General features: G+C 50.6%; 12 protein-coding genes. All 12 read left to right on the top strand.

Annotated features, from left to right (window positions below):
• Position 1: 1 nt before the first annotated feature.
• The 12 genes from AOP6_RS09540 to AOP6_RS09485 all read left to right on the top strand — a co-directional run bounded on the left by AOP6_RS09540 (position 2) and on the right by AOP6_RS09485 (position 12,624).
• A complete protein-coding gene (locus AOP6_RS09540; protein ID WP_155876514.1) occupies positions 2-1,057 on the top strand; it encodes a class I SAM-dependent methyltransferase in 1,056 nt (351 codons plus the stop codon).
• On the top strand, positions 1,054-2,025 hold the full coding sequence (locus AOP6_RS09535; RefSeq protein ID WP_213194537.1) for a glycosyltransferase family 2 protein: 972 nt from the start codon (positions 1,054-1,056) through the stop codon (positions 2,023-2,025). Before AOP6_RS09540 ends, AOP6_RS09535 begins: the two co-directional genes overlap by 4 nt.
• A gap of 81 nt (positions 2,026-2,106) precedes the next feature.
• Positions 2,107-3,159: a dTDP-glucose 4,6-dehydratase gene (gene rfbB, locus AOP6_RS09530; RefSeq protein ID WP_155876513.1), complete on the top strand. Its 1,053-nt coding sequence runs from the start codon at positions 2,107-2,109 to the stop codon at positions 3,157-3,159.
• Positions 3,160-3,184: 25 nt separating this feature from the next.
• Positions 3,185-3,538: a four helix bundle protein gene (locus AOP6_RS09525; protein WP_213194536.1), complete on the top strand. Its 354-nt coding sequence runs from the start codon at positions 3,185-3,187 to the stop codon at positions 3,536-3,538.
• Positions 3,535-4,476 (top strand): dTDP-4-dehydrorhamnose reductase, encoded by a 942-nt coding sequence (gene rfbD / locus AOP6_RS09520; protein WP_155876511.1) that lies wholly within the window; start codon positions 3,535-3,537, stop codon positions 4,474-4,476. The genes AOP6_RS09525 and rfbD overlap by 4 nt, the downstream gene beginning before the upstream one ends.
• Positions 4,477-4,553: 77 nt before the next feature.
• Positions 4,554-5,432, top strand: a complete 879-nt coding sequence (gene rfbA / locus AOP6_RS09515; protein WP_213194535.1) for a glucose-1-phosphate thymidylyltransferase RfbA — start codon at positions 4,554-4,556, stop codon at positions 5,430-5,432.
• Between the two features lie 21 nt (positions 5,433-5,453).
• Positions 5,454-5,828 (top strand): GxxExxY protein, encoded by a 375-nt coding sequence (locus AOP6_RS09510; RefSeq protein WP_155876509.1) that lies wholly within the window; start codon positions 5,454-5,456, stop codon positions 5,826-5,828.
• A gap of 236 nt (positions 5,829-6,064) precedes the next feature.
• The gene (gene rfbC / locus AOP6_RS09505) at positions 6,065-6,613 is read left to right on the top strand and encodes a dTDP-4-dehydrorhamnose 3,5-epimerase (protein ID WP_155876508.1); all 549 of its coding nucleotides are present in this window, start codon (positions 6,065-6,067) and stop codon (positions 6,611-6,613) included.
• A 213-nt stretch (positions 6,614-6,826) separates the two neighbouring features.
• Entirely contained in the window at positions 6,827-8,020 is a 1,194-nt protein-coding gene (locus tag AOP6_RS09500; protein ID WP_155876507.1) for a Wzz/FepE/Etk N-terminal domain-containing protein, read from the top strand.
• A gap of 89 nt (positions 8,021-8,109) precedes the next feature.
• Entirely contained in the window at positions 8,110-9,951 is a 1,842-nt protein-coding gene (gene glmS / locus AOP6_RS09495; protein ID WP_155876506.1) for a glutamine--fructose-6-phosphate transaminase (isomerizing), read from the top strand.
• A gap of 107 nt (positions 9,952-10,058) precedes the next feature.
• Positions 10,059-11,375: a nucleotide sugar dehydrogenase gene (locus tag AOP6_RS09490; protein ID WP_155876505.1), complete on the top strand. Its 1,317-nt coding sequence runs from the start codon at positions 10,059-10,061 to the stop codon at positions 11,373-11,375.
• A 181-nt stretch (positions 11,376-11,556) separates the two neighbouring features.
• Positions 11,557-12,624 carry an SDR family oxidoreductase gene (locus AOP6_RS09485; protein WP_155876504.1) on the top strand — a complete coding sequence of 356 codons (1,068 nt, stop codon included), beginning with the start codon at positions 11,557-11,559 and terminating at the stop codon, positions 12,622-12,624.
• Positions 12,625-12,850: the final 226 nt, after the last annotated feature.

Raw genomic sequence — 12,850 nt, 5'->3', positions numbered from 1 at the left:
GATGCCAGATAAACAATGTTGGGATACCCCTTGGCCAGAAAACGAACTCGAAAGGGTTTTTTCGTGCCCTATTTGCGGTGCACAGAGTCGCAAGTTATTGTATGAACAATTAGTAGACAATGTCTTCTTTGTGGCGAATGGCAAGTGGAATCTTTATCAGTGCAGGGATTGCACTTGCGCCTACCTTGATCCACGGCCTGATCGAAATAGTATCCATAAAGCTTATGGCACATACTATACACATGAAACGGTGATTAAAGACCAAAAGCCATTTGAAGAATTGAGCAAGTTGCGAAAATTCCGCCGAATGCTTGTCAACGGATATTGCAACTATCACCATGGAACAAAAAGAACACCAGCTATTGGCCTAGGTGCAGTGTTGCTATTGCTCTATCCGCATTTTCGAAAGGCTATGAAGGCACAATTTCGATATCTTCCAAAGCCTCAGGTAGGGCAAACTCTTTTGGATGTTGGTTGTGGTAATGGCGATTTTTTATCCCTGGTAGCTGAGGTTGGGTGGAATGTTAAGGGCGTTGATCCAGATCCGAAAGCTTTAACTGTTGCTAGGGAAAACGGGCTTGATGTGTTAGAGGGGGGTGTTGAGCAATTTTCTGACATGAAGGAAGTTTTTGATGCCATTACGATCAATCATGTGATTGAGCATGTTCATGACCCTGCCGAACTTGTGAGTACAGCCTATAGACTGCTGAAGCCCGGTGGAATTTTATATATAGATACACCCAACATAGAGAGCCTTGGGGTAAGTATTTATGGTAAAAACTGGCGGGGATTAGAAACTCCTCGTCACTTGGTGCTCTTTAGCAATCCTAGCCTAAGGGACTTCCTAAGATTTCATGGTTTTGTCAATATTAAATTTTATTCGCGCCAAGAAGTCAGAAAAAATATAGCATTGAAGAGTTATCGTATGAAGTTGGGCCAATCGCCTTATGATGGCATTCCAACAAAGTTGCCATTTTTTCAATGGCTGAAAAGTATTTTTCCGCGAACCTCTAAAAATGAAGAATTTCTTACAGCCTTAGTCGAAAAGCCTAAATGAAAATCTCCATAGCAATGGCCACCTACAACGGTGCCCAATACATACAAGAGCAACTCCAAAGCTTCGTAGACCAAACCCGACAGCCGGATGAGGTAATCATCACAGATGACTGCTCGACCGATGAAACCGAAACCATCGTCCGTGAATTCGCCAAAACCTCACCCTTTACCGTTGAGTTCCACCGCAACGAGCAGAACCTGGGCTATTGCGGCAACTTCAACACTGCACTCATGAAAACTACCGGCGACTTGGTCTTTCTAAGTGATCAGGACGACGTTTGGTTCCCGGAAAAAATCGAACACATGCTGGGAGTTGCCGAACGCAATCCGGAAGCGTTGCTGGTAATGAATGACGCGGCCCTTACGGATGGGGCTCTAAATGAGGTTGGTTTGACTAAAGTTGGGCAAATCCGCACGGCTGGATTTTCGATGGATAGTTTTGTCATGGGTTGTTGCTGCGGTATTAGACGAGAGCTTCTAGAGCTGTGTATGCCAATCCCTACTGGCTTTAAGGGGCACGATAGCTGGCTAGTATGGTTCGCTGACGGCCTGAATGCCAGGATGGTTGATAGCACCGTGTTGCAATATTACCGGCGGCATGAAGCCAATGAATCACAATTTATAGCCAACAGAACGACCAAAGTCACAAAAGCTCATGCATTCTTTCATTCACTTCACAAGCAGTTTTGTAAAGAGGCGGCAAATCTGGTGCGCACACAGGTTGATCAACTGAAAATTTTTGTTTCAGCTGTTGAAACAGCGGAGAAAAACGCCCCTGAAAAATACCGCAACCGACTGACTGAACTCAAAATACGTACCAAACAAAAAATTCTGACAATAGAAAATCGCATGAGAGCGCGAGGTAAGTGGCTTTTCCCCAGAGTAATTGCCGTCGGCAGCCTGTTGGCTAAGGGCGGGTATAGGAACACCAGTGGTTTCAAGGCTGTTTTAAGAGATATTGTTGGTTAAGTTCTCGGCAAGTCTTTTCTTTTGCGATTTCTTTCAATCGAACAGTTTAACGTAATTCAATCCCAAAGAGGGGAGATTTTTATGAAACTGCTCGTCACCGGCGGGGCCGGATTTATAGGCTCGGCGGTTATCCGTCATATCATTCAGAATACAGCTGACGCCGTGGTCAATGTCGACAAGCTGACCTACGCAGGCAATCTGGAATCCCTGGCCGCTGTCAGTCGTAGCGACCGCTATGCCTTTGAACAGATCGATATCTGCAACCGTGCTGAACTCGGTCGCGTTTTCTCCCAGCACCAGCCCGACGCAGTCATGCATCTTGCGGCGGAAAGCCATGTCGATCGCTCCATTGACGGTCCGGCCGCTTTTATCGAAACCAATATCGTCGGCACCTATACCTTGCTTGAGGCGGCACGGTCCTATTGGCAGAGCCTGGATGCACACCGCAAGGCGGCATTTCGTTTTCATCATATCTCTACCGATGAAGTCTACGGGGACCTGGAAGGGCCGGAAGATCTCTTTACCGAGCAGACACCTTACGCGCCCAGTTCCCCCTACAGCGCCAGTAAGGCCAGCTCTGATCACCTGGTGCGCGCCTGGCGGCGTACCTACGGTCTGCCGACCCTGATCACCAACTGCTCCAACAATTACGGACCTTACCATTTCCCCGAAAAACTCATCCCCTTGATGATCCTCAACGCCCTTGAAGGCAAGCCGCTCCCCGTCTACGGCAAAGGGAACCAGGTGCGCGACTGGCTTTATGTCGACGATCATGCCCGCGCTCTTTACAAAGTGGTAACCGAAGGCAAGGTCGGGGAGACCTACAACATCGGCGGGCACAACGAAAAGCAGAACATCGAAGTGGTGCGCGCAATCTGTTCCCTGCTTGACGAGCTGGCGCCCTCCGCCTTTTCTCCTTACGCCTCACTTATCACTTATGTCCAGGATCGCCCTGGCCACGATCTGCGTTACGCCATTGACGCCAGCAAGATCCAGCGCGAACTGGGGTGGAAGCCCGAAGAAACTTTCGAATCCGGCATTCGCAAAACGGTTGAATGGTATCTGAAAAATTCTGAATGGTGCCGTCGTGTGCAGGATGGAAGCTATCGCCGCGAACGGCTGGGTGTGCTTTGAGGAAGTAGGTAGTGGGGAGTTGAGAGTGGGAAAGCCGCATGAAAAACTGGAGGCTTGGCGAATCAGTATGGAATTGGCCAAGGCTGTGTATGATTTGACATCATGCTTTCCTGCGGAAGAGCGTTACGGATTATCACAGCAGATGCGTCGTGCAGCGGTATCGATTCCGAGTAACCTTGCTGAAGGTTCAGGGCGTAACCATACGAAAGAATATCTGCAATTTATCGGCATCTCACGCGGGTCTTTGGCGGAACTGGAAACACAGTTAAAGCTCGCTGTTATGTTAGGATTCGTTTCAGCAGAACACCCAGCCATTGCTTTGGCCGACTCCGTCGGTCGACTTCTGACCGGTTTGCACAAAAAGTGGAGCAACGTATGACATCCAACTCCCAACTCCCAACTCCCCACTCCCCGCCGAGCGTCTCCCGCACCATCGCCCTCATCGGCGCCAACGGTATGCTGGCCTCCGCAGTGAAGCGGGTGCTGCCGCCAGGCTACCAGCTTATGGCTTACGGTCTGCCTGATTTCGACATAACCAACCGGTCGCAGGTTTTGGCCCTACAGGACAGTGCACCTGATATTATTCTCAACTGCGCCGCCTATACCAACGTTGATGGTTGTGAGACTCAACATGAATTGGCCATGCAGGTTAATGGCGAGGGGCCTGGGCTATTGGCCCAGTTGGCGTCAGAGATAGATGCCGTGCTGGTGCATGTGTCCACGGACTTTGTCTTCTCCGGGGATAAAAAGGAGCCCTACCACGAAGAGGATCCCACCGGGCCCCTGTCGGTCTATGGCCAAAGCAAACTTCTTGGCGAGCAGAGAATCATCGAATCCGGCTTGAAGAAGTATTTTATTGTCCGCACCAGTTGGTTGTATGGCCTTGGCGGCAACAATTTTGTCGAGACCATGATTCGTCTGGCCAAAGAACGTACCGAGCTCAAAGTGGTCGACGACCAGTGGGGAACACCAACCTGGACCGATGATCTGGCCGAGGCCATTTTTCAGCTGTTGACTTTAGGTGACACGCCTCACCCCTCACCCCTCACCCCTCCCAGCCCCTACGGTGTTTACCATTTTTCCAACGAAGGCGAATGCAGCTGGTATCAGTTCGCGGTGGAGATTATCGATCAAGCGCGTAAGTCCGAAAGTTTGAAGGTTGAAAACATCCTGCCGATTCCGACAGAAGGGTATCCTTTGCCCGCCCAAAGACCCAAGTATTCTGTAATGTCGAAAGAGAAGTATAAGGCGGCTACAGGGAGGCAGGTGCCGGAGTGGCGGGAGAGTTTGGGGAAATATTTTCAAGAAAGGTTTTAAGTTAAAGGTCTCAAGTTTTAAGATTTCTTACCTAACACCTAAAACTTAAAACTTAAAACTCGATAAGGATTTCAATCATGATCAAAAAAGGTATCGTTCTTGCCGGGGGCGCCGGTACGCGGCTCTATCCGCTGACCCTGGTGGCCAGCAAGCAGCTGCAGCCTGTCTATGACAAGCCGATGATCTATTATCCTCTGGCAACACTCATGACGGCGGGCATCCGGGAAATTCTGATCATCTCTACGCCTCAGGATACACCTCGCTTCGAGGCGCTTTTAGGAGACGGCAGCCGTTTTGGCGTGCAGCTGTCCTACGCTGTTCAGGCCGAACCCAAGGGTATTGCCCAGGCCTTTCAGGTGGGGGAGGGGTTCATTGCAGGCGATCCGGTCGCACTGATCCTTGGAGACAATATTTTTTATGGAAAAATGGGACTGGATCGTATTGTCAGGGACTTCTCAGAGGGCGCTCGCGTTTTCGGGTATCCTGTAGCCGATCCCGAGCGCTATGGGGTGGTTGAATTTGACAAGGACGGCAAGGTTCTGAGTATCGAAGAGAAACCCCAAAAACCAAAATCTCATTATGCCGTCCCCGGGCTCTATCTCTACGATGGCAAGGTGTCCGAACTGGTTCGCCACCAGAAGCCCTCTGCGCGTGGAGAACTTGAAATTACCGACCTCAATATGGAATATCTGCGCAGAGGTGAGTTGGCCGTGGAAAAACTCGGGCGTGGCATCGCCTGGCTGGATACCGGCACCCACACGAGCCTGCTAGAAGCCAGTCATTTTATCGGCACCCTTGAAGCACGACAGGGACTCAAGATCGCCTGCCTCGAAGAAGTGGCCTTCATGAAAGGTTTTTTGACACGCAAGGAGATGGAAAAAGTCATTTCCCAAACGCCCAAGTCGAGTTATCGGGAGTACCTGGCGCGAATCCTTGAAGACAATTTACAGGGATGAAGGGGATTCAAGGGATAATGCATGCTGCTTGAAGATCTGACCCAACGTATTCTTAAGACATCCTTTCAAGTCAGCAACGAATTGGGATCAGGATTTCTTGAATCTGTTTACGAGAATGCCTTGTTGGTAGCCTTGCGTGACGAAGGAATGCGGGCAAGTTCACAAGTGCCGTTAAATGTGCCCTTCAGAGGAGTGATCGTAGGGCACTTTGTTGCAGACCTTGTTGTGGAGGACAAAGTCCTTGTAGAACTCAAGGCTGTAAAGGCCTTGGCGCCAGAGCATGTCGCCCAGGTTCTCAATTACCTGAAGGCAACCAAAATAGAGGTCGGATTGCTGATTAACTTTGGTAATCCAAAATTAGAGTATCGGCGGTTTAATAACCACTTCAATGATTAAAAACAAAAAGCGTATCAACAGGGATAAAAGGGATGAACAGGATAAAGCCAAGATCTTGTTTTAGGTTTTTAAAACATCCCCTGCATCCCCTTCATCCCTGTAACTAAAGGTTTTGAATTTAAGTGTGAAATCGTATTAACAGGGATAAAAGGGATGAACAGGATAAAACCAGGGTCTTGTTTTGGTTTTTGACCTCATCCCCTGTATTCCCTGCATCCCTGTAAGAAAGGCTTCAAATGAACGTAATCCAAACAGAAATCCCAGACGTCTTAATCCTCGAACCCAAAGTCTTTGGTGACGAACGGGGTTTTTTCTACGAAAGTTACAACGAACGTGCTTTCCGTGAGGCCACAGGTTTGGATGTTCGGTTCGTGCAGGATAACCACTCCCGCTCGGTAAGAGGGGTTCTGCGCGGTCTGCATTACCAGTTGCCTCCGGCTGCCCAGGGCAAGCTCGTGCGCTGCACTGTCGGTGAAGTGTTTGACGTGGCGGTGGATATTCGTCAAAATTCTCCCAGTTTCGGCAAGTGGGTGGGGGCGCATCTTTCTGCCGAGAACAAACGACAGCTCTGGATCCCGGAGGGGTTTGCCCATGGATTTTTGGTGGTGTCCGAAGTGGCTGAGGTTTTATATAAAACGACAAGCTATTATGCGCCGGAATATGAAAGATGTTTACGCTGGGATGATCCCGGTTTGGCGCTGAAATGGCCCGCAACAAATAAAATCATTTTGTCGCAAAAAGATGAAGCAGCGGTCCTTTTTGACAAGGCAGAAATTTTCTCCTGATTTTTCAATAAGAAAGTCCAGTACAGTCAATATCGACAACCTGTTGTAATCGTGTCTAGAAATGTACGGTGAAGTAGTGGGGTAAATCTTGAGGTATTTCCTATCAGGAAATCCCTCATTGATTTTCCGGTTCTAATCCTTTAAGGTTCGCGATTGTTTGAAACTGTGATCAGTCGGGCCAGTGCTGAACTTTTTTACGGGGGACGTTAAGTAATGCAAGAAATGCATGATGATGAAATCGATTTGATTGATATTTTGCGGGTTTTGTGGCAGCGCAAGACAATGATCATTCTGGGCTCTCTTTTGTTTTTCATAGGTGGCGTCGCCTTCGCTCTGCTTACACCCAAGGTATATGAGTACAGCTCGACCATCGAGGTTGGAAAGATTTTGACCAATGTCGGGCAAGGGGAGGAGTTGAAACCCTTGCAAGACATGCAGACCATTATTGCCAAACTGGAAGAAGGCTATATCCCACAGGTGTTGCATGTGTCGTTTCGGGAAACTCAGGTCGCCGATCTTGCGGTGAAGGTCAAGGTACCCAAGGATAGTCAGTTGTTGCTTCTTAAGAGCAAGTCTGACCAAAAGGACGCCTCGAAGATCACTTCTGCGCATAAGAATATCATCGATCTCCTTATTGCTGATCATGGGAAGATTTTAGATATCACCCGCCAACGTTATACGGCCCTTGTGGAAAATGGGCGGTTGGAACTGCAGAGACTCGAAGACCCGAAGGTTTTTGCCGTCCGCGAAAATGCGCTTAAGTCGCAGTGGGAGCAGGCGCAGCGGGCTGTTGAAGACAACAAGGATACTCTCGCCCTTCTCAAGGCCAGAGCCGCCAGGATCGGTGAGACGAAGAAACTTCTTCAGGAACAGATTCAAGAGGTAAAAGGGATGTTGGCTACGGCTCAGAAAAATCGCGAGTCGGCTATAGGTGAAGCCACCGATGAGGCCAGAGCCATGACCCTGCTGATGATCAATAACCAAATTGAGGATAACCGCACGCGGTTGTCAAGGTTGGAGGAGCGTCTCTATATCGACCTGGAAAACGAAAAGCTGGCGATAGAAAAAGAGATGGCCGACAATCTTCGCGAGGCTGACCGGCGTAAAAGCATGGTGAACGAAAGTAAAGGCCAACTGGACAAACTTTATGTGGACCATGCGCGGGAAATTGATATGCAAAAGCATAAAATTTCTGAATTGGAAAGCCGACTTAATACCATCAGGCCCACCCATGCCATGGCTGTTGCTATCCCTTCCCTTAAGCCGGTGGCTCCACGCTCTGTTATGATCGTCGCCTTGGCAGGTGTCCTTGGCCTCTTTGGCTCAATGCTGCTCGCGTTTCTCCTTGAAGCCATCAAAAGGGCAGGTGGGTTGTCTCGTGTGAATAAGCCCTCTGCCGCTGAATGAGCTGTTTCAAACAAGGCAAAAAGAGCGAAGCTAGGGATGTCTTTTTTGACCCGTCAAACATGTAGAAATCTGTTTATTGTGGGAATATTATGTGTGGCATAGTTGGCGCTGTTGCTCAGCGAAATGTTACGTCCATCCTTCTTGAAGGTCTCCGTCGCCTCGAATATCGCGGCTATGATTCTGCCGGGCTGGCAGTTGTTCATGATCAGCAATTGGTTCGAAAGCGGGCTTTGGGCAAGGTCGCCGAATTGGAGGCCCTTCTCGCTCAAGAACCGATCAAGGGGCACACGGGGATTGCCCACACCCGTTGGGCGACGCACGGCAAGCCGAGTACAGCCAATGCCCATCCCCATGTCTCTGGCGAGCGGCTGGCGGTGGTGCATAACGGCATTATCGAAAATCACCAAAGTCTCAAGCTTGCCCTGCAGGATGAGGGCTATACGTTTACGTCCGATACGGATACCGAGGTCATTGCCCATCTGCTTGACCACTATTATGGCAAAAGTTGTGATCTGCTTCAGGCTTTGCGCTCGACGCTGGGTCGCCTGGAGGGGGCCTACGCGCTCGGTGTCATGCACTTGGATCACCCCGATGAACTCATGTGTGCGCGCTCGGGCAGTCCGCTGGTCATTGGTGAAGGGAGCGAAGAACATTTCATCGGCTCCGACCCTTTGGCGCTGCTGCAAGTCACCGACCGTTTCATTTACCTTGAAGAAGGGGACTATGCCCGGCTGAGCCGCGACGGCGTGCACATCTGGGATTATCAGCATCAAGCCGTAGCGCGCCCCGTGCAGCACTATGAACATGGCGATCCGGTTGCCGATAAGGGCAGTTACCGGCATTATATGCTGAAAGAAATCTATGAACAGCCCGAGGCCATCCGTAAAAGCCTGGATGGTAAATTGGGGGATGATCATGTTCTGACCGCCGTTCTTGGACCCGCGGCCGAGGAGCTTCTTGCCAGGGTGCGCCAGGTGCATATCGTCGCCTGTGGCACCAGCTATCATGCCGGTCTGGTCGCCCGTTACTGGCTGGAGGATTTAGCCGGCGTCGCTTGCACTGTCGAAACGGCTAGTGAATTTCGCTATCGGCGCGTGGTCGTCCCCGCCGATACCCTCTTTGTCGCCATTTCCCAATCGGGTGAAACCGCCGATACCCTGGCTGCCCTGCGCTTTGCCAAGCAGGCCGGTTATCTGGCCACGCTGGCCGTTTGCAATGTGCCGGGCAGTTCGCTGGTCCGCGAATCGGAACTGCGGCTGATGACCCAGGCGGGTCCTGAAATTGGCGTCGCTTCCACCAAGGCGTTTACCACCCAGCTTGTGGTGCTGTTGTGGCTCACGCTGGCTTTGAGCAAACAGAGTGGCAAGGGTGCCAACCTGACCGCACAGAAAGAGGCCGACCTGGTCGCTGCCTTAAAAGATTTGCCCAGGCAGATCAAGGCTGTGCTGCAGCTCGATGGAGTCATTGAAAAACTTGCCGCCCGATTTGCAACTAAACACCACACCCTCTTTCTTGGCCGTGGTCCCCACTATCCGGTAGCGATGGAAGGGGCGCTTAAACTTAAGGAGATCTCCTACATTCATGCCGAGGCCTATGCGGCCGGTGAACTCAAGCATGGCCCGCTGGCCCTTGTCGATGCCGATATGCCCGTCGTTACAGTAGCCCCAAGTGACGCCCTGCAAGAAAAGCTTAAGTCCAATCTGCAGGAAGTTCGCGCGCGCGGTGGGCAATTAATCAACTTTGTTTGCGAGCATGCCGAAATGGCCGAGGAGGATGGTGTTGAGAATATCGCTGTCCCCAAAGTTCTTGATGAACTGTCGCCGATTGCCTTCATTGTTCCCTTGCAGCTGCTGTCTTATCATGTGGCTCTGGTGAAAGGGACCGATGTTGACAAGCCGCGTAATTTGGCGAAGAGTGTGACGGTGGAATGATTGATGGGTCTGGTTAGGTGGTGCATAAACGCAATTCAATAAATACTTGCAGTTTAAATCACTATAGTGGGTTTGAAAATAGGAAGCTTGGGTAAGACGGAGGAGTTGTGGTCACTGTAGAAGCAATTAAAAAGAAGCAAGCCAAAATTGCCCTTGTCGGCTTGGGTTACGTCGGTCTACCTCTGGCAGCGGCCTTCGGCAAGGTTGCCGAGGTGATTGGCTTCGATATTAATGAAAAGAGAATTGCTGAATTCAGGCGTGGTTATGATGCCACCGGAGAGCTTTCAAGTGAACAAATGGCGTCAACGCGTATCGATTACACCCTTGACCCGGCCCGATTGAAAGAGGCCAGTTTTTATATTGTCACCGTACCCACACCAATTGACGAACATCGCCGGCCCGACCTGAGTCCTGTTGAATCGGCGTCGCGCACTATCGGGCGCAATCTGACGCCAGGATCTATCGTTGTCTTCGAGTCGACGGTCTATCCCGGTGTGACCGAAGAGATTTGTGTGCCGATTCTGGAGGCCGAGTCGGGCCTGAAGTGCGGGGTCGATTTTAAGGTTGGCTATTCCCCTGAGCGGATCAACCCTGGCGATAAAGTGCACACCGTCGACAGAATCGTCAAGGTTGTTTCCGGGCAAGATAAGGAAACTCTTGAAACAATTGCCAGTGTCTACGAATTGGTCGTAACAGCCGGGGTGCACCGGGCAGCGTCGATCAAAGTGGCCGAGGCCGCCAAGGTCATTGAGAACACTCAGCGCGATCTCAATATCGCCCTCATGAACGAACTGGCCATCATCTTCGGCAAGCTTGGCATTCCGACCAAGGACGTTCTTGAGGCGGCAGGTACCAAGTGGAATTTTCTCAACTTCACCCCAGGATTGGTCGGCGGCCATTGTATAGGTGTCGACCCGTATTACCTCACCTACAAGGCAGAGGCCATCGGGTATCACCCTGAAGTTATTCTCGCCGGCCGGCGCATCAATGACGGAATGGGCAAATACTTGGCCGAAAATACAGTCAAGAAGCTCATCAAGGTTGGCAAGGCTGTCAAGGGGGCGCGGGTGCTGGTTCTTGGGCTGACCTTTAAAGAAAACGTGCCCGATATCCGTAACTCCAAAGTCATCGATATTATCCGCGAACTGCAGGATTACGAAGTCGAGGTGCTGGTGGCCGATCCCCTGGCTGATGTCGACGAAGCCCGGCATGAGTATGGGGTGAAACTGGTGGATGTGGATGCTGTCGGCACTGTTGATGCGGTGGTGTGGACCGTGGCTCATGACGTATATCGTCAGCGCTTTACCCCGGCTGCCCTGAAGATGCTCTGCTGTGATGACGGTTGTGGGGTGGTGGTGGATGTGAAGGCGGTGTTGGAACGAGCAGAGGTTGAGAATGAGGGTCTGCGTTACTGGGGTCTTTGAGTCATAGCCACAAAGATTCAAGGTCAACATAATTTTAATGGCCAGCAGGTCAACTATGCCAAATCTCCATTTTTTAAGCTTGTCCCCTAGGTCAAAACCTGTGGCTTGAAACCACAGACTGCGCTAATTTATAAAATCTGTCTTTTTCGCGTGCGATAAAGGTTTGGGTTGGGAGCAAAAAGTGTCAGCAACTTACGAAAATGTAAAAATCGACCTTCAACAGTCCCCTAGAGTTTGGCTCGTGACCGGCTGCGCCGGTTTTATTGGTTCCAACTTGCTGGAAGCTTTGCTCCAACTCGGCCAGAGCGTCGTCGGTCTGGATAACTTCTCCACTGGCAAACAGGCTAATCTTGACGAGGTTTGTTCTCTGGTGACTAAGGAGCAGTGGGCACGATTCCGTTTTGTCGAGGGTGATATCCGCGATCTGCTGACCTGTCAAAATGCCTGCACCGGGGTTGATTACGTGCTGCATCAGGCAGCGCTCGGTTCTGTGCCACGCTCCATCGACGATCCGCTTACCTCCCACGCCAGCAATGTCAACGGCCAACTGCACATGCTGGTGGCGGCACGGGATCAGGGTGTAAAGCGTTTTGTCTATGCGGCCAGCAGTTCGACCTACGGCGATCATCCCGGCTTGCCCAAGGTGGAAGATGTCATTGGTCGACCGCTGTCACCCTATGCGGTCACCAAGTATGTTAACGAATTGTATGCCGAGGTTTTCAGCCGTTGCTATGGGCTGGAAACGATCGGCCTGCGTTATTTCAACGTGTTCGGCCCGCGACAGGATCCGGACGGCGCCTATGCGGCAGTCATTCCCCGATGGATTGCCGCCCTCCTTCGAGGCGAGACGATTTATATCAACGGCACCGGGGAGACCAGTCGGGATTTCTGTTATGTACAGAATGCAGTGCAGGCCAATTTGCTGGCAGCAACGGCGACAAATCCTGAGGCGATCAACCAGGTTTACAATGTAGCGGTGAATGCGCGCACCAATCTTCTGGAGTTATTCACCTTGCTGCGGGATGGGCTTGCCATTAGCCACCCCGATTTGACCAATGTTCAACCCGTCCACCGTGATTTCAGAGCGGGTGATGTGCTGCATTCTCAGGCCGATGTCTGCAAAGCTGCCAGCCTGTTTGGGTACGAAGCGACGCACAGTATTGTTGACGGGGTGCGGGAATCGTTGGCTTGGTATGAGGCCAGCCTGAATCCGAAGCCTGCTTCTTGTGCAACGAACCTTATATATTAAAGGTGAAAAGTGCTGGCGAGTTAAGGTGGCAGCAGGTATTGTATCCATGGGTTCGAAAGTTTTCACATTTCCATTTGTCAAGCCCGATCTTCTTAAGACTTTCTCACTTCAATAGAATTAAGTAATAAATTATTTATGAAAGACATAAGTATCCTGTTTTTTTTGAACAGTTTTTCAAAAGTACTTGTATTAATATTTACACTTATTTTAATTAGGGTATTGAGCG

Source organism: Desulfuromonas sp. AOP6, from assembly GCF_009731355.2.
In the GTDB taxonomy this organism is placed as follows: Bacteria; Desulfobacterota; Desulfuromonadia; order Desulfuromonadales; family SZUA-540; genus SZUA-540.
The sequence above is the reverse complement of the archived record's forward strand: the minus strand, read 5'-3'. Positions and strand labels throughout refer to the sequence as shown.

Excerpts from the sequence above, each read along its gene's own strand:
- AOP6_RS09535 (WP_213194537.1), top strand. The coding sequence starts at position 1,054 with ATGAAAATCTCCATAGCAATGGCCACCTACAACGGTGCCCAATACATA.
- AOP6_RS09540 (WP_155876514.1), top strand. The coding sequence starts at position 2 with ATGCCAGATAAACAATGTTGGGATACCCCTTGGCCAGAAAACGAACTC.
- rfbB (WP_155876513.1), top strand. The coding sequence starts at position 2,107 with ATGAAACTGCTCGTCACCGGCGGGGCCGGATTTATAGGCTCGGCGGTT.
- glmS (WP_155876506.1), top strand. The coding sequence starts at position 8,110 with ATGTGTGGCATAGTTGGCGCTGTTGCTCAGCGAAATGTTACGTCCATC.
- rfbA (WP_213194535.1), top strand. The coding sequence starts at position 4,554 with ATGATCAAAAAAGGTATCGTTCTTGCCGGGGGCGCCGGTACGCGGCTC.
- AOP6_RS09500 (WP_155876507.1), top strand. The coding sequence starts at position 6,827 with ATGCAAGAAATGCATGATGATGAAATCGATTTGATTGATATTTTGCGG.
- rfbD (WP_155876511.1), top strand. The coding sequence starts at position 3,535 with ATGACATCCAACTCCCAACTCCCAACTCCCCACTCCCCGCCGAGCGTC.
- rfbC (WP_155876508.1), top strand. The coding sequence starts at position 6,065 with ATGAACGTAATCCAAACAGAAATCCCAGACGTCTTAATCCTCGAACCC.
- AOP6_RS09510 (WP_155876509.1), top strand. The coding sequence starts at position 5,454 with ATGCTGCTTGAAGATCTGACCCAACGTATTCTTAAGACATCCTTTCAA.